The 17066-nt window shown below is 43.0% G+C and carries 14 protein-coding genes; 12 read left to right on the forward strand and 2 right to left on the reverse strand.

The genetic code is table 11. The features are described 5' to 3' along the window. The 12 genes from ACTWQL_RS24185 to hemF form a co-directional block, all read left to right on the forward strand. A partial coding sequence (locus tag ACTWQL_RS24185) for an RNA-guided endonuclease TnpB family protein (protein ID WP_443144917.1) occupies window positions 1–266 on the forward strand: 266 nt, incomplete at its 5' end. Window positions 267–296: 30 nt separating this feature from the next. Further along, on the forward strand, window positions 297–2162 hold the full coding sequence (locus ACTWQL_RS24190; protein ID WP_443144918.1) for an ABC transporter ATP-binding protein: 1866 nt from the start codon (window positions 297–299) through the stop codon (window positions 2160–2162). Next, complete coding sequence (locus ACTWQL_RS24195) at window positions 2163–3989, forward strand: ABC transporter ATP-binding protein (protein ID WP_443144919.1); 1827 nt, start codon at window positions 2163–2165, stop codon at window positions 3987–3989. A 234-nt stretch (window positions 3990–4223) separates the two neighbouring features. After that, entirely contained in the window at window positions 4224–4553 is a 330-nt protein-coding gene (locus tag ACTWQL_RS24200; RefSeq protein ID WP_443144920.1) for a hypothetical protein, read from the forward strand. A gap of 589 nt (window positions 4554–5142) precedes the next feature. Further along, window positions 5143–5712, forward strand: a complete 570-nt coding sequence (locus ACTWQL_RS24205; protein WP_443144921.1) for a DUF6944 family repetitive protein — start codon at window positions 5143–5145, stop codon at window positions 5710–5712. 23 nt (window positions 5713–5735) lie between these two features. Next, a complete protein-coding gene (locus ACTWQL_RS24210) occupies window positions 5736–6938 on the forward strand; it encodes a CdaR family transcriptional regulator (protein WP_443144922.1) in 1203 nt (400 codons plus the stop codon). Between the two features lie 310 nt (window positions 6939–7248). Then, entirely contained in the window at window positions 7249–8409 is a 1161-nt protein-coding gene (locus tag ACTWQL_RS24215) for a glycerate kinase (protein WP_443144923.1), read from the forward strand. Next, window positions 8402–10033 carry a sodium:solute symporter gene (locus ACTWQL_RS24220; protein WP_443144924.1) on the forward strand — a complete coding sequence of 544 codons (1632 nt, stop codon included), beginning with the start codon at window positions 8402–8404 and terminating at the stop codon, window positions 10031–10033. Before ACTWQL_RS24215 ends, ACTWQL_RS24220 begins: the two co-directional genes overlap by 8 nt. A 264-nt stretch (window positions 10034–10297) precedes the next feature. Then, complete coding sequence (locus ACTWQL_RS24225; RefSeq protein WP_443144925.1) at window positions 10298–10834, forward strand: hypothetical protein; 537 nt, start codon at window positions 10298–10300, stop codon at window positions 10832–10834. A gap of 183 nt (window positions 10835–11017) precedes the next feature. Then, window positions 11018–12217, forward strand: coding sequence for a class I SAM-dependent rRNA methyltransferase (locus ACTWQL_RS24230; RefSeq protein WP_443144926.1), 1200 nt, complete (start codon window positions 11018–11020; stop codon window positions 12215–12217). Between the two features lie 187 nt (window positions 12218–12404). Next, a complete protein-coding gene (locus ACTWQL_RS24235) occupies window positions 12405–13475 on the forward strand; it encodes an RNA-guided endonuclease InsQ/TnpB family protein (protein ID WP_443144927.1) in 1071 nt (356 codons plus the stop codon). 716 nt (window positions 13476–14191) lie between these two features. Further along, window positions 14192–15124, forward strand: a complete 933-nt coding sequence (hemF, locus tag ACTWQL_RS24240) for an oxygen-dependent coproporphyrinogen oxidase (protein ID WP_443144928.1) — start codon at window positions 14192–14194, stop codon at window positions 15122–15124. 116 nt (window positions 15125–15240) lie between these two features. Here the strand turns inward: hemF and ACTWQL_RS24245 are convergent, their stop codons facing one another. Beyond that, window positions 15241–16473, reverse strand: a complete 1233-nt coding sequence (locus ACTWQL_RS24245; protein WP_443144929.1) for a DUF418 domain-containing protein — start codon at window positions 16471–16473, stop codon at window positions 15241–15243. A gap of 421 nt (window positions 16474–16894) precedes the next feature. Next, window positions 16895–17029 (reverse strand): hypothetical protein, encoded by a 135-nt coding sequence (locus ACTWQL_RS24250; protein WP_443144930.1) that lies wholly within the window; start codon window positions 17027–17029, stop codon window positions 16895–16897. Between the last annotated feature and the right edge of the window lie 37 nt (window positions 17030–17066).

The raw sequence follows: 17066 nt of genomic DNA on the forward strand, positions 1-17066 counted from the left end.
GCCGTAAAAATGCAAAGAACCTTCACACCTGGTCCTTTTATCGTTTAGCGTCCTTCATCGAATACAAAGCAACGCTCGCAGGAATCAAAGTCGAATATGTCGATCCCAAATACACGAGTCAAACCTGCCCATCATGCGGCATTCGGAACAAAATCAAAGATCGTTCATACAAATGCCGGTGCGGCTACCACACCCACCGGGATCGGGTGGGGGCGATGAATATTCGTCATGCACCTGTGATCGATGGTCAAAGTCGATCAGCCTAAGAGGCTATAGGCCCTGTCTTAGGAGGGGTGATGGCACACCCTGATCTCGAAGGTTGTCCTAAACAGAAATGGTCTGAGGACGGAAAATCATTCGAGAATCCCACTGGACCGAAGGTTCAGCTTGCGGCTTTAGCCGTGGGAGTGTCAAAACTTCAAGAAACACCGGGGGTTCCATACATGAAAAAGGTATTTTCCTATTTACGTATATATAAATTACCTGTTTCCATTGCGTTATCACTTATGGTGCTTGAATTGATTGTAGAATTGGTCCAGCCGATGCTTATGGCTAAGATCATTGATGAGGGGATTTTACAAGAAGACTTATCGGTCGTGGCAGTGTGGGGAAGCGTACTGCTTGGTCTTTCATTGATTGCCTTTGCAGCAGGGATCACAAATTCTTTCTTTGCTGCCCATGCGAGCCAAGGTGTTGGCCATGACTTGAGAAGAGACCTGTTTCATAAGGTGCAGGAATTCACGAGCAACCATTTTCAGAAATTCTCTACTCCAGGGCTCGTGACACGCATGACAAACGATGTTACACAGGTTCAAGGCTTATTGTTCATGCTTATGCGTATTGCTCTGAGAGCGCCTTTATTTATTATTGGTGGTATCATCATGGCTTTCTTTGTCCATCCCGGCCTTGCGACACATCTTCTTATATCCGTGCCCATCCTGCTTCTTTTTTTATTCTGGATTTTGACCAAAGGTGTTGTCCTTTTTCGTAAAGTTCAAGAGAAACTGGATCGTGTCAATACCGTCATTCGTGAAAACCTCTCGGGCATCCGCTTGATCAAAGGCTTCAATCGTGGAGATTTTGAAGAAGATCGATTTAAACATGTGAACCATTCCCTGACGAATCAAAATAAAAAGGCGTTATGGATGATGGAAGTAGCGATGCCTGTCGTGATGCTCGGAATGAATATCGTCATCATCGTTATTCTCTGGATAGGAGCAGTTCAGCTCGACTTACAGGAAGTAAAAGCAGGAGAGCTTGTCGCAATCATCAATTACGCGACCCGTATCCTCTTTACCTTTTCAGTCTTCACTTTCCTCATCATGAACTATTCGAGAGGGAGTGCTTCGGCTACTAGGATTGCTGCAGTTTTAAACAATGATACAGACCATCTACATCCTGAGCAGGCTCTATTGAAGCAAACAATCAGAGGGAGTCTTCGTTTTGAAAATGTGTCGTTCCGGTATGGTGAACAATTTTCGGAAACGCTAAAGGACGTTTCTTTTTCAACAGAAGAACATAAAACAGTCGGCATATTGGGTGAGACAGGATCTGGAAAGACAACGCTTCTAAACTTGATTCCTAAACTGATAGAAAAAACATCTGGACACATTTTCATAGATGAAACCGAAATCGACGAAATGGATCGTGTGCATTTAAGAAGGCAGATCAGTGTTGTTCCGCAGGAAGCTCATCTATTTTCAGGCAGTATAAAAGAAAACATCGAGTGGGGGAAGGACGGGGCAACTTCAGAGGAAATCATCGCTGCTGCAAAGGATGCACAGATTCATGATTTTATCATGAGTTTACCAGATGGATATGATACAAGATTGGGACAAAAAGGAATCACTTTTTCAGGGGGGCAGAAACAACGACTCTCAATTGCACGTGCCCTTGTGCGAAAGCCGAAGATCCTTATCTTAGACGACAGTACGAGCGCACTTGATGCCCACACTGAATCAAGGTTGCTTGAAACGTTGAAAAAGCAGGATTGCACGATTTTCCTTGTTGCACAAAAAATCAGTTCAATTCGTGCTGCCGATCAAATTCTCCTGTTGCATCAAGGAGAGTTGATTGGAAGCGGCAGTCATGAGGATTTGCTGAAAACAAGCCCCTACTACCAGAGTGTGTACAAGTCACAAATGGAAGAGGATGTGGTCTAAATGTTGAAATCGAATGAACATCGTGAACGTATTCCACAGCATCCTCATCGACGGCATCAGGGCATTGGTACGAAGCCGCCAAAAGTCGAAAATTTGTGGTCGACACTTGCCAGGGTTTGGACGTACATCCGAACTGAGAAGAAACGCTTCATGGTTGTGCTGTTCATTGTCGTGATCAGTTCTTTATTGTCCCTCCTCGGTCCATATTTATTAGGAGTTGCCGTAGATCGAATCATTGCTGACCCTGTCACAGAAACGCTTATACTAATGGTAGGCTTGTTATTAGCTGTATACATTCTCCATTCAGTGACGTCATGGCTTCAAAACTATTGGATGATCGGTATTTCCCAAAATACGGTCTATTCTATGCGGAATCATTTGTTTTCGCATATCCAGCGACTGCCATTGTTATTTTTCCAAAAAAGGCAGCATGGTGAATTGATGAGCCGTTTGACGAACGATATGGATAACGTAAGCAGGACTCTGAATTCCGCCGTGATCCAATTTACAACCAGTGTGTTGACGATTACCGGCACCATTGCAATGATGATCTGGTTAAGCCCGGTCCTTACACTTCTGACACTGACAATCGTACCGGTGATGTATTTCGGTATGAAGTGGATTACAAAACGAACAGGCCGTTATTTTAAAAAGCAACAGAAACATTTAGGTGACATGAACGGGTATGTTGAGGAAATTTTCACTGGGCACCAGATCGTGAAAATGTATTCACAGGAAAATCGTGTGATTGAGGAGTTCTCCGAAAAAAATGATTCCTTAAGGGACGCGAGTTATTGGGCTCAGACATACTCTGGTTTCATTCCGAAGTTGATGAATATGCTCAATAACGCAAGCTTCGCCATCATTGTAGGTGCAGGAGGGATTCTTGCCCTTAACGGATTCATCTCCATCGGAGTCATCGTCACCTTTACGACCTACTCAAGGCAATTCACCAGACCGCTAAATGATCTGGCAAACCAGTACAATATGATCCTATCGGCTGTCGCAGGTGCAGAACGTGTATTCCAAATCATTGATGAAGCAGAAGAAAAAGAAAATGATAGGGATGCAAGTAATATTGAACGGATTCAAGGGGAAATCGAGTTTGATTCAGTTTATTTTTCCTACGAAGAGGATCAGCCGATTTTAAAAGATATCAATTTCCATGCTGAGAAAGGGCAGACCATCGCACTTGTCGGTCCAACCGGCGCAGGTAAAACGACCATTATCTCGCTTTTATCAAGGTTTTATGAAAATGATTCGGGACACATCCTCGTTGATGGCAGGGACATCAAATCGATTACACGGGAAAGCTTGCGAAGTCAAATGGGTGTCGTTTTACAGGATTCGATTCTGTTTCATACAACGGTCAGGGAGAACATCCGTTATGGAAGACTCGATGCAACGGATGAAGAGGTCGAAAATGTCGCTAAGGCTGCCCATGTCCATGAGTTCATCAAACGGATGCCTGATGGATATGGTACGATTCTTGATCCAGATGGAGCGGGCATCAGTCACGGACAAAAACAATTGCTCTCGATAGCTAGAGCAATGTTGGCTGACCCTGCATTGTTGATATTAGACGAGGCGACGAGCAGCATTGATACGGTAACGGAAATGAAAATTACGGACGCGCTCAGGACATTGATGGAAGGTCGCACTAGCTTTGTGATTGCCCATCGATTAAATACGATCCGTAACGCTGATCAGATTCTTGTACTGCATGGCGGTAGGATTGTCGAACAGGGAAATCACATGGAATTATTAAGAGAAAACGGTTTCTATGCGGACCTTGTGCATACTCAGGTCAGCGAACAAATGTGTTGAACAGGGTTGATTTTTGCCTTTTTGATGAATGTGGATACAGGGGGAAATTTCCCGAGAAATGTCGCTTGACCGATAGTTGGGTGATTTGGACCGTAGAGCTCAACTCTGACATGAGGAGACTATGGACGGATCATGTGACATGGACGAGAAGTTATATTGTCAGCGCGATAGGAGGTCTGGAAGATCAAGATGCAGTACTTTCACGCCTTTTACAAAACCAAAAGGATATCGGAAATGCGATCCAACCTTATTGCAGGAGAGCTCGTTGAAGCAGCTAAGAACAATGACCAGGCGAATGTCGATAAATTCACGAAACAATGGTATGCAAACGCAGATGAAATTGCGCAGTTCCTTAGTGATACAAACCCGAATTGGCCGAAAAAGATACTAAAAGACCTGCTTGATGAACATTTGGCCCTTTTAACGGATCAAGTTGTGTTTAGGCTACAGAAACGCTGGGATGATGACATCAAAGCTTATGACGAAGGGGAGACGCATATCTTGAAGTTGGCAGATGCTCTCTCAGAAGGAATCATCAAGCAATTTCCGGACAAATTCAAATAACAATACAAAAAGGATGGACCTGAATAAGTGGGGTTCATCTTTTTTTACGCTCTTTTCGTAAGGCTGTTTTCGCAAATGTTGTTGCTCTTGAGTTATTTTTAAAAACTCACCTTGTGCAAGTTGATTGGATTTTCTTCCGCACTACAGGTCTCAATAGCAACAATCTTTTAAAAACCACCTTTTTTAAGTCTACATGGTTTCATGGTTAAGAAGCGAACTGGAAATCTAACGGACACCAGAGCCCTTATTTTGGCATATTTGCTTTAATTCCTGAACTTAGCGGACACCAGAGCCCTTATTTACAGAAATCAGCTGGAAAAATAGGCACTTTTAGTAAAATAGCGTCTCTCATGTCCGTTAAATTCCCAAATCACCATTTTTTGTTACTAATAAGGTCCTGTGTGTCCGTTAAAGTGACAACTACCAGACTCATTATACTGTTTTTCGGAGGTGTTTTTCTCTTCCCTTGAAGTTAAGTCCTGTAGAGGCATAAACGAAAACGGAGTCTCCAATAAAGCTCACATGCTTAACATACGCTTATCGAAAGAATACTATAGTCGTAAGAGGCGAAAGAGGGGAGGAAATGACAGTGGGTCAGCAGGTCATCGTCCTATCAGGGGCATGGATCCAGGCTGTGGGCACAGTTGCAGCCGCAATCGGTAGTACCCCTGCACTCTACCTTCCTCATATAATCAGTAAAGAACTTCGACTTGTCGGAAATGCCCTTCAAGCTTTAGGAAATGCAATGGAGGCTGCTGGGGAATCTACAATCAGTCTAGAAACGACGGGAAACAAAATACAAGCTTTAGGAAACTTGACTGTCATATATGGAATTGTAGCGGAAATCCCTTACGTAAAAAAACAACAGTTCGAAATTGCTGGTAACTGGCTCCAAGCTTTTGGGGCATTATTAGCCGTTATTGATGAATTGAAGGAGATCAGGACGGAGCTGTTTAGCATTATTGGAAACACCATGCAATCATGGGGGAATTCTATGCAAGCTGTCGGGGGTATATTAGAATTGAGAGGAGACCCTGTCACAGGTCAAAACTTGGATGTCAATGGAAGTTGGATCCAAGCGGCTGGCGCTGTCATCGCTGCTCTTGGACAATCTCAAGAGGAGATACGCAATGGTTCAGGAGTAAACGAGTCTTCTTAAACTCTATACATGAGGTGTAAAGAATGGTCATATCGCCCCAAACCGCGCAATCAATCGTTGAGGAAACCGTCAAAATCATTAACAAGAATATTAATTTCATGGACGAGCAGGCACAAATCATTGCAAGTATCGATCCAAATAGAATCGGTGATTTTCATGAAGGAGCATGGACTGTTTTAAAAACGAAAGAACCGCTTATCATTCAAGAAGAGGATGAATTTGAAGGGGCAAAAAGAGGGGTGAACCTGCCAGTTGAATTGAACGATCAAATCATCGGGGTCATTGGGATTACAGGTAAGCCCGAGGAAGTTGTCCAGTTCGGGGAAGTTATCAAACGAATGACTGAAATACTGCTGAAGGAAGCTTATATAGAAGAACAGATCGAACTTGAAAGCAGGGCGAGGGAATCATTCATCGATGAGTGGATCGAGGGGGACTGGGAAAATGATAAACTATTCGCTGCCCGCGGTTGGATACATAAAATCAATGTTCATTTACCGAGAGCAGCGGTGGTTTTAGAGGTAAAGGATTTTAACGATATCTTATATGAAAAATTGAAAAGCTATGAGGCGGATGTGAAAGGGGAATTAGAATTTCAACGATTCCGGCGTGAAATTTTGAATGTGATCCAGAGCCATTTTCCTGAGCAAAGCCAACATGTCATCATCCCCTCAGGAAGCACCCGGTATACGTTGTTGTTATCCGTAAATGAACATTCATCTGAGATGAAACAGAAGGAAAAGATACGTTACCGGTTGAAGAAGATCCAATCCGCAATCAAAACATCTTATAAATTCGAGACAACCGCTGGAATTGGACAGATGTATGTTGACGCAAGGAGCATATCCCACTCAGTGCGTGAAGCTGAGCGAGCGCTATTACATGCGAAAAATCGAAAACAACCTCTTATATTCCATGATGAATTAGGAATCGAATCTTTTGCATATGATCTTTCCGAAGAGACCCGGGAAGCTTATATCAAGAAAGTCCTATTGACAGACACCGGTATTGAACACGCACAGATGCTTGAAACGCTGGAATGCTTTTTTGAAGCGAATGGTTCGATTACCGAAGCCGCAGAAAAGCTGTTCATTCATAAAAACACCCTTCAATACCGGTTGAAACGTATCAAAGAGAAGACGGGCTATGATCCTCGTGTATTGAGCGAAGCCGTCATGCTCTATGTGGCAATGACATTTTATACGATAAATAAAGGAGCTGACTAGAACGGATACTAATGTCAGCTCTTTTTGTTTGGCTGTTTTCTAAAAGTTTGTAGCTAATGGAATGTGTAATGAAAAGTGCTGAACCTTTTGGCATTGGAAATATGCGAGACTCCAGCGGGAAAAGCAACCTAAGCGAGACCCCGCAAGCGAGAATATTTGCAAAAACAACAATCTATTAGAAAACAACCTTTTGTTTCCTGTAACAAATATGGAAGAAATTAAACCGATCTTTTTGTTTCTTGTACCATAGATAGCGTTTTCATCATTTTAGTAAGATAACGTTAACAAAACAATTAGGAGGTGGATGATCATGAAAATTGTCGTTGCTCCAGATTCATTCAAAGGCTATATGACAAGCATTGAAGCTTCTGAAGCTATTCGAAAAGGTTTGTTAGAGGTTGATCAAAAACTGGATATTGTTACGGTCCCAATGGCTGATGGTGGTGAAGGAACGGTCGAAGCCCTTACTGCCATTTTAGATGGAGAAATAAAGACAGAAGAAGTAATGGACCCGATCGGACGTAAGGTACAGGCAGCTTTTGGATGGGTTGAAACAACGAAGACAGCTGTCATTGAAACTGCGGGGGCATCTGGTCTCCCCCTGTTAAAAGATAGAGAGCTCGATCCTTACCGTGCTTCAACTTATGGAACAGGTCAGTTGGTATCGCGAGCACTGGACTTGGGTGCAGAAAACGTGATTCTAGGTTTAGGAGGAAGTGCCACAGTAGATGCTGGAACCGGATTTTTTGAAGCATTAGGGATCCGTTATTTAGATGAAAAAGGGAAGGAGATCCAAGCTGCGGGTGGTATATTGGGTAAAATCAAATCCATTCATACGTCAGGTCTGGATTCAAGATTGGCTGATGTCACGTTCACGATTGCATCTGACGTAACCAACCCTTTACTTGGGAGAGAAGGGGCTGTGTCGGTTTTTGGACCGCAAAAAGGGGTCACCGAAGACGAAATGCCTTTCTTTGAGAGTGGTATGGAACACTATGCAGAAACCGTTGCCACTCATACTGGGAATGACCATCGTTTGGCAGAAGGCAGCGGAGCGGCAGGCGGATTCGGTTTCTCTCTCCTTTCATACCTAAACCCGAAGTTCGAAAGCGGGTTTACATTGATTTCAGATTTTAGCCGACTGGAATCACATATCAAACATGCCGATTTTGTTATAACAGGGGAAGGGAAAGTCGATGCGCAATCCTTATATGGAAAAGTACCTGTCGGGATTGCTCGGATTGCGAACACGTACAAGGTGCCTACAATCGCATTTGCCGGAAAGATTGAAGGGGATTTACAAGCCGCTGCCGGACAAGGTCTTTCTTCAGTTCTACCAATCGTCGATGAACCTATGATTTTATTAGATGCAATGGATAAAGGGCAAGAACTTTTACAAAAAGCAGCAGTGAGATTCATGACAATCGTTCAAGTATGCAATGGGAAAAAGGAGGAGTCATCTAATGAGTAGCTTTACCTTGTTAGATTACGCGATTTTTGCAATCTATATAGCCGGTACTGCAATATTTGGTGCGATGTTCGGGAAAAACCAGAAATCGACTAAGGATTACTTCCTTGGTGGGAGAAGCATCCCATGGTGGGCGATCGGTTTGTCGGTCATGGCAACACAAGCGAGTGCGATCACCTTTATAGGTGCGCCAGGATGGGGGTATGAAGGAGGTCTCGAGCGGATCAATACGTTCATCAATGTTCCCCTTGCAATGGCGTTTCTGATTGCAACAATCGTTCCTTTCTTTTATCGTACGGAAGTTTACACAGCTTATGAATATCTTGAAAGACGTTTTGATGTTAAAACGAGAACGTTGACGGCTGCCTTGTTCCTTATTGCCCGAGGTCTCGCAACTGGAGTAGTGCTGTATGCACCGGCACTCGTGTTATCCGTTGTAACTGGGTGGGATATTTCGGTTACGATCATTTTGATGGCGGTTATCGCGGTCTCTTACACTGTACTTGGTGGAATCAGTGCTGTCATATGGACAGATGTCATCCAAATGGTGATTCTGTGGCTTGGAGCAGCACTTAGTATTGTTGTCATCTATACGAAGGTGCCAGGGGGATGGGGCGAAATCATGGATACGGCTTCTTCTGCAGGTATGCTTCAATCCCTCGATTTCTCGCTTGACCTGAATGTTGAATACAGCGTATGGGCAGGTGTGATCGGTGGTTTCTTCCTTCATGCTGCCTATTTCGGAACAGATCAGAGTCAGATCCAACGTGTCTTGACGAGCAAGTCGATTCGAGAAAGTAAATTATCTCTTGTTCTCAGCGGGGTCTTGATGATTCCTCAGATGCTCTTATTCTTGTTCATTGGTGTGCTGTTATATGTATTTTATCAGCATCATGGAAATCCAAATGTTGAAGATTTAAATGAGTTATTCCCGTTGTTTGTCGTGAATGAACTTCCTGCAGGTATTTCAGGATTGATCATGGCTGGGGTATTTGCAGCTGCGATGTCCAGTCTCGATTCAGCGCTTAACTCTTTGTCAGCGGTATCGATCCGTGACTTTTATAGTAAGTTCATGAATAAGAACGCGTCAGAAAAGCATTATTTGAAAGCTTCGCGCTGGGTAACGGTATTCTGGGGAATCTATGCAACGATTTTTGCATTCTTTGCTTCCAATCTCGGACCTGTCATTGAAGCAGTCAACAAAATTGGTTCATACTTTTACGGTGCATTGTTGGGTGTATTCCTGCTGGCGATTTTTACAAGAAGGACGAATGGTACAGGGGCTTTTGCGGGGATTCTAGCCGGGATGGTATCTGTTTGGGCGGTAACACAATTTACGATGATTTCCTGGTTGTATTATAACGTTGTCGGAGCGTTGGTGGCATTTGCAGTAGGATACGCAATAAGCCTAGTAGGGGCAAAGCCGACACCAGACAAGCTCACTGGCCTGACGGTAAGAGAAACGGATGAAGCTCTTCAACAGAAACTGGCAGGACGTGCAGCTGGAGCAGCGCCTGTTGACGAAGCTGCCCTTGAAGAAGAACGCAAGACAAAGAGCTGGCCGGTCTATCTTGTCATTTATTTCTTCATCGCAATGGCGTTCCTGTTGTTCCTTCAGACGCTTTAACTCTGTTAAATAAAATAATTGTTGGTTTCTGACTAAGTTTGATTGAAGTGAAATTTGCGACACTCCTGCGGGAAAAGCGAGCCAAGCGAGACCCCACCTTTTTTAAAAGGATCTTCGACTAACAGCCATCACGTCATGTGGTGAACGTCGAAGTCAGTACATCCTGTACAAGTACGTCCTGCGCCTGCGGTTACTCGTGAGTAAATTCGCAAAAATCAACAAAACGATTAGATTGAATTTTGATGAAGGGAGGATTGGGCTAGCATGGAAAATCAATACTTTCTTGAACCTGCGATTGAAGAAAAAGAAGCGACAAGTGCGATCAAAGAACATAAATCGGGGTTGATCATGCGTCTTTTCGAAAAAGAAAAGAAGCAGCTAAAGAGCATGGAGCTGTCCTATCTGCCATTCTGGTGTTACTCATATGAGCTAAAAAGTACAGCATACAAGGATAAAATCTGTGGGAAAGTTGCAATTGAGGCTGTGACAAAGACATCTGCCATCTTACCGGTTGAGTATCCGCTTCAACAAGTGGGGGATGATATGAATCTGCTTCCTATTGTAAAAGAAGAGGATGAAGAGATGGCGAGAAAAGCACTTTACTGGGAGGCTTTTCGAAAAGAGAAGAAACGGAAATCGATCGACATCAAGCTCAATCCTTCCTTTGTGTTATATTTACCATTCTGGATCGGATATTTGAGTGGTGATGAACGTATAGAGATTCTCCCAGTTGATGCGATTACGAGGAAAATTGATCTGAAATTGAAGGATGCCTTCCTGGAAATTTTCAAACAGATGTAGAAGGACAAATGGAGGACTTGCTGCGAGGTTTACAGTGGGTCCTCTTTTACATTTGGTGGGAATAGGGCTATACATGTCTTGTTGCTTCGTGCTTTCAACCTCAAGTTTTGTGAACGATTTGAAACATGGTAGTATGGATGCAGAAGCTTCACCATTAAAATCAACAAATGAAGGATGGCAATCATGAATAAAGAAACCATGCTCACGATAAAATCGAAGTATTTCAATAAGTTGAAAGGGGGCTATCCACTCCTATTTAAGGAAGCGATTGTCAATTTAAATGATCTGAAGGAAGAAGGCACTCTCCTCAAGCTTGTAGATGAACAGAAACGTTTCATCGGTAAAGGTTACTACGGCAAACAGAATAAAGGATACGGCTGGATCCTTACTCGAAAAGAACAGGAAAAAATTGATTACGCCTTTTTCGAAAACCAAATTAAAAAAGCGATTGAGCATAGAAAATCTTTCTTTAATGATCACGAGACGAATGCGTTCCGTTTTTTTAACGGTGAAGGGGATGGAATCGGTGGTTTTACTATCGATTACTTTGATGGCTACCTGTTGCTAAATTGGTACAGTGAGGGCATATACCAATTTAAACAACCGATTGTCGAAGCGTTACAAAGTTCCATCGAATACAAAGGCATTTATGAAAAGAAACGTTTTGACCAAAAAGGGCAGTACATCGAGGACGATGATTTTCTCGCTGGAGAACGTGCACAATTTCCTCTAATCGTAAAAGAGAACGGGGTTCATTTTGCTGTTTATTTGAATGATGGTGCGATGGTTGGTGTTTTCCTTGATCAAAGGGGAGTCCGCAAATCGATAAGGGACCACCATGCGGAAGGGAAGACCGTCTTGAATACGTTTTCCTACACCGGGGCGTTTTCCGTCTTTGCTGCGCTTGGAGGAGCCGTAAAAACGACGAGTGTCGATCTTGCAAACCGCAGTTTGAATAAGACGATTGAACAATTCAGCTTGAATGGTCTTGATTACGAAGCACACGATATCCGAGTAATGGATGTTTTCAACTATTTTAAATATGCAGTTCGTAACAACTTGAAGTTCGATATGGTCATCCTCGATCCACCAAGCTTTGCGAGATCGAAGAAACATCGCTTTAGTGTCGCGAAAGATTATAAAGATTTGATAAAAGAAGCGATTGCCATAACCGAAAATGGTGGGATGATTGTTGCGTCCACGAATTTTGCCGGATTCGATATGAAAAAGTTCAAATCATTCGTTGAAAAAGCATTCAAAGAAATGAATGGAACATATAAGCTGATCGAAGACCATTCACTACCAGCGGATTTTAAAACAATCAGGGAATTTCCAGAAGGCGATTATTTGAAAGTGTTGTTCATCAAGAAAATCAAAGGATGAGTTAGAGAGGAGCGGTTTACAGCTTTAATGAGCGGGAAAGCCCACTCCTTTAGGGGTGGGATGAAAGCGAATAAATCATTCTTTTCTTCTTTCAATGCGAACGCACGTTTGGTATAATGGTGGATATAGGCACACAAAAAGAACCGAAACAACGGGATGTCGAAGAACAAAAAACGAGGGGGTAAACATGTCACAGACGGTCACGGTCCAAGTGAAACTGTTGCCTAATCAAAATCAAAGTGATTTATTGAGTCGCTCGAGCACCACGTATATTGCCACGATCAATGCGCTTGTAGCGGAAATGATACAAGCGAAAGAACCAACCCGAAAAACCTCCAAACATGTAAATGCTCCTCTCCCCAGTGCTGTCAAAAATCAGGCAATCCGGGATGCAAAAAGTGTCTTTCGGAAAGTAAAGAAATCCCAATATCGAATCATCCCCATCTTAAAGAAACCCTGCATCCTTTGGAACAATCAGAACTACACGTTTGATGAGGGATCCGTTTCAGTACCATTGATGGTAGACGGAAAATCCAAGCGTATTCGCATCAACGCCACCTTCACGCAAGACATCCTCACGAAACTTGCTTCCCATAAACGCGGGACCCTCCGCATCACGAAAAAAGCTCACAAGTGGATCGCTCAGTTTTCGATAGAGATCCCGACCCAACAAAATACGGGCACCAAAACTATGGGTGTCGATCTCGGTCTGAAAGTCCCGGCTGTTGCGGTCACTGAAGACGAGAAGATCCGGTTTTTTGGCAACGGAAGGCGAAACAAGTATGTTCGTCGGAGGTTCAAATCCAAACGACAAAAGCTTGGACGAAAGAAAAAGCTCACTGCCATCAAAAAGCTCAATAATAAAGAGCAGCGCTGGATGAAGGATCAGGACCATAAGGTGAGTAGGCAAATTGTCGATTTCGCAGTCAAACATAATGTGTCAATCATACGCTTGGAACAATTGGCGAACATTCGCCAGACGGCAAAAACAAGCCGTAAAAATGCAAAGAACCTTCACACCTGGTCCTTTTATCGTTTAGCGTCCTTCATCGAATACAAAGCAACGCTCGCAGGAATCAAAGTCGAATATGTCGATCCCAAATACACGAGTCAAACCTGCCCATCATGCGGCATTCGGAACAAAATCAAAGATCGTTCATACAAATGCCGGTGCGGCTACCACACCCACCGGGATCGGGTGGGGGCGATGAATATTCGTCATGCACCTGTGATCGATGGTCAAAGTCGATCAGCCTAAGAGGCTATAGGCCCTGTCTTAGGAGGGGTGATGGCAAACCCTAAGCTCGAAGGTTGTCCAAAACTAAAATGGCCTGAGGACGGAAAATCATTCGAGAATCCCACTGGACCGAAGGTTCAGCTTGCGGCTTTAGCCGTGGGAGTGTCAACTTGTTGTAGGGTAAAGTGCTCTTTTTTTAAGGTAAGAAGAAATCAGGCTGCGATTCGCGATGAAAGTTGAAACAAAACTTTTTACGGATACCAGCGCTCTTATTTGTGAACATCTCCTCAATTTCCCCGACGTAACGGACACCAGAGCTCTTATTTTCCTTAATTGGTGGAAAAACATGCTCTTTTGGTCAAATAGCGTCTCTCCTGTCCGTTAGATTACTAGATTACCTTGTTTTGTCCCGAATAAGGTCTCCTGTGTCCGTTAGAGTCGTGTCCCCTAATAAGTTTGTTTGAAACGAAATTTGCGATACTCCTGAGGGAACAGCGAGCCGGGCGAGACTCCACAGCTCCGAACGAGTAGGAGGTTTGGGGTTCGGAGCGAATTCCCATCGACACTAAAAGTTAATATTTTACAAAATTTTCATGTTGTTGTATTCTTTGGTTCATGAAGTCATTCCTACTACACCAATGATCCTGCACAAATATCTTTGGAAAAAGTAAATCAAGTGAAGGAGGAATAGCTGGTACCTGATTTAGCCGTTTTTTCCCGAACGCCAGCTTACGTTTATGGACTTAGTAGAAAGAACAAAGGTAGTGAATCTTGATAAAGAAGAGATCAGTCAATCGTTCAAATCCTTACAAAATGATATTTGTGAAGCGTTAGAAGCCTGCGATGGAAAAGAAGCTTTCAAGGAAGAGCTTTGGAAACGTGAGGGAGGAGGCGGCGGTCGCACACGTATCATGCAGAATGGGGGAATCATCGAAAAAGGCGGGGTCAATTTTTCAGAAGTATATGGTCTCCTTTCCAATCAGATGGCGGATGTACTGCAAGTCAGTCGTGGCGGCTCTTTCTATGCTACTGGTGTTTCTGTCATCATGCATCCTATAAGTCCATTGATTCCCATCATCCATATGAACGTCCGCTATTTTGAAACTTCTAGTGGCGAGAGATGGTTTGGAGGGGGTATTGATCTAACTCCGATTTATATTGATGTCCTTCAGGCAAAAAGGTTTCATCAAAAGCTTAAATCTCTATGTGATCACCATCACCCTTCGTATTATCCCGCTTTTAAAAAATGGGCTGATGAGTATTTTTATATCAAACACCGTAATGAAGCACGTGGAGTCGGAGGTATCTTTTTTGATCGCCTAGGTGCCACGCATGAGATTTCGTTAAAAGACCGCTTCTGTTTTGTGAAAGAGGTAGGAGAAGCGTTTTCAGGAATTTATACGAACCTGATAAATGAAAACCGCAATCTACTTTATGGAGACTTGGAACTGACATGGCAACGGATCCGGAGAGGAAGGTATGTCGAGTTTAATCTCGTCTATGATCGTGGAACGAAATTCGGGTTGAATTCAGGAGGCCGTATCGAGTCGATTTTCATGAGCTTGCCGCCAGCAGTCGACTGGGCATATAACTACCATCCACTTCCCGACAGTAAAGAAGCTGAAACTCTAAGTCTGTTAGAAACGAAAATCGATTGGCTTTCACTTTAATAAAGAAAACTTGGCAAAACCAAGCCTTAGGCTGAGCCATTAGTTGCATTGATACTTTCTTTATGTGTAAAAAGCTGTCCCAAAAAGTGTCGGACACTTATGGGACAGACCAACCATCATAAGGACATATTTTTATCAGGAAGATCCTTTCGCTTCATAGGCTGCAATTGTCTATAGGTAAGGGAACGCCAAGCCCATTCGAATGGACCAAAGTGAAAATACTTCAACCAGTAATGGCTTGCCATAAGCTGCATGGAAAATAGGATCAACACCATCATGAGCCCGAAAGTCAAGCTGATTTCATAATAAAGTCCTGAAGAAACCAGAATGATGATGGTGAGGATGGACTGGACAAGATAATTCGTTAACGCCATTCTTCCAGCTGCCTCAAAAGCCTGTAAGATTCGATTCATTCTCGTTTTCTGTAAAAATAGAACCAACGAAAAGATGTAAAAAGAAGCTAGAAATACTCCGCTTAGCGTAATAAGTAAATAGGTCAGTCCTTCTTTATAGACACCATAATCAAGCCAATCCATTTCGATCGCTGTCAACCAGACTACCATAGGCAATGCAATGACCCCGCTCGTCAACCATATTTTTCGGATCACCCCTCTATGCGATGCTGGTTCTGCTATGATTCCTCTTTTTCCAACATATAATCCTAATAAGAAGAGTGCTAGAATCTGAGGGATATTAAATACAAAGAACTCAAGGACAGGGAGCACTTCATTTTTGAAACGGTAAGCTGTCAACTCAAAATACCCTGAGTCCTGGTACATCGATACGGCTTCCTCCACTTTTTTGCTGCCAACCGTCTCACTTACATAGTTTGAGGATTCATGGAAAGATGGTGGAGCTAAAAGCGGCAAGGCCACAATTGTATAAAAAAAGACAAGTAATGAAATCGCCCAAATAAGAATGGTTTTTGGTTTGCGATTATAAAAGAATACGAGAAGAAACCCAATCAAGGCGTAAGTGTGAAGAATGTCTCCATACCAGACGAAAATCAAGTGAAGCAATCCAAAAGCAAGTAGAATAACCAAACGCCGGATAAAAAGCTTACGTGGCTTGTCGGTTTTAAGTTCTGCCCTTGAAAGGAATATGTAGAAACCAAATCCAAATAGAAATGAAAACATCGGGTAAAACTTTGCCTGTATGAATAGATCGAAAAGGAGACGAACCCAGCGATTAATTCCTTGGTATGTTGGTTGAACCGAATACAGGTCATACATCAATGCAGGTGCGGATAAAGCCGGCATATTGACGAGAAAAATGCCAAGAAGGGCAAATCCTCTTATGATATCAATCGTTGCAATGCGCTGGTGGGTCGAAATCGGTGTTGGCTGCATAATAAACTGCTTTTCCTCCTTTTGCCATTAGAGTTATACCTATCATACCACTTGAAAATCATTTGACGATATCTTTTACACCATTTGTAGGGTGAGGGGATGAGAAGATTGTTCCATGTGAAACATTATATGAAATAACATTGGAACTTTCTGGTGTTGTCGTTTATAATAAAAAGACAATCTAGAGGAGGTATCGATTCTAAAATCATGAAGTCCCTTAACATTTTTCGCGTAGCTTAATACGAAAAATGGCTCTGCCTGAAATCAGAGTATAGGGATAAGTGTGTCGTCATTTAGATATCGTTCTTCTTTTTGATCGGAATTTTTCAGCTGATCAATTTAGCATGAATCCATGCATCTGGTTCACAGGCAGCGGCCTGTGTTTTTTTATTTTCTAAGGCTCTTTTCTAAAAGATTGTTGCTATGGAGTCATTTTTAAAAAATCACCTTGTGCAAGTTGATTGGAGAGCAAAGTGCGAGACTCCTCGAAAATGAAAATCGCATTTTCTTCGTGCGATGGAACGCTGCCGAAGCTTTCCTTGTCCTGCGGGCTCACCGCATGCCCCGCGGAAAACGAGCATCCTTGAGGGGAA

Source organism: Pseudalkalibacillus sp. R45 (genome assembly GCF_052246725.1).
In the GTDB taxonomy this organism is placed as follows: Bacteria; Bacillota; Bacilli; order Bacillales; family Fictibacillaceae; genus Pseudalkalibacillus.

What these genes read in the sequence shown, in the direction of transcription:
- hemF (WP_443144928.1), top strand. Translation starts at nt 14,192, where the DNA reads ATGGACTTAGTAGAAAGAACAAAGGTAGTGAATCTTGATAAAGAAGAG.
- ACTWQL_RS24245 (WP_443144929.1), bottom strand. Translation starts at nt 16,473, where the DNA reads ATGCAGCCAACACCGATTTCGACCCACCAGCGCATTGCAACGATTGAT.
- ACTWQL_RS24235 (WP_443144927.1), top strand. Translation starts at nt 12,405, where the DNA reads ATGTCACAGACGGTCACGGTCCAAGTGAAACTGTTGCCTAATCAAAAT.
- ACTWQL_RS24215 (WP_443144923.1), top strand. Translation starts at nt 7,249, where the DNA reads ATGAAAATTGTCGTTGCTCCAGATTCATTCAAAGGCTATATGACAAGC.
- ACTWQL_RS24195 (WP_443144919.1), top strand. Translation starts at nt 2,163, where the DNA reads ATGTTGAAATCGAATGAACATCGTGAACGTATTCCACAGCATCCTCAT.
- ACTWQL_RS24220 (WP_443144924.1), top strand. Translation starts at nt 8,402, where the DNA reads ATGAGTAGCTTTACCTTGTTAGATTACGCGATTTTTGCAATCTATATA.
- ACTWQL_RS24190 (WP_443144918.1), top strand. Translation starts at nt 297, where the DNA reads ATGGCACACCCTGATCTCGAAGGTTGTCCTAAACAGAAATGGTCTGAG.
- ACTWQL_RS24225 (WP_443144925.1), top strand. Translation starts at nt 10,298, where the DNA reads ATGGAAAATCAATACTTTCTTGAACCTGCGATTGAAGAAAAAGAAGCG.
- ACTWQL_RS24200 (WP_443144920.1), top strand. Translation starts at nt 4,224, where the DNA reads ATGCGATCCAACCTTATTGCAGGAGAGCTCGTTGAAGCAGCTAAGAAC.
- ACTWQL_RS24230 (WP_443144926.1), top strand. Translation starts at nt 11,018, where the DNA reads ATGAATAAAGAAACCATGCTCACGATAAAATCGAAGTATTTCAATAAG.
- ACTWQL_RS24210 (WP_443144922.1), top strand. Translation starts at nt 5,736, where the DNA reads ATGGTCATATCGCCCCAAACCGCGCAATCAATCGTTGAGGAAACCGTC.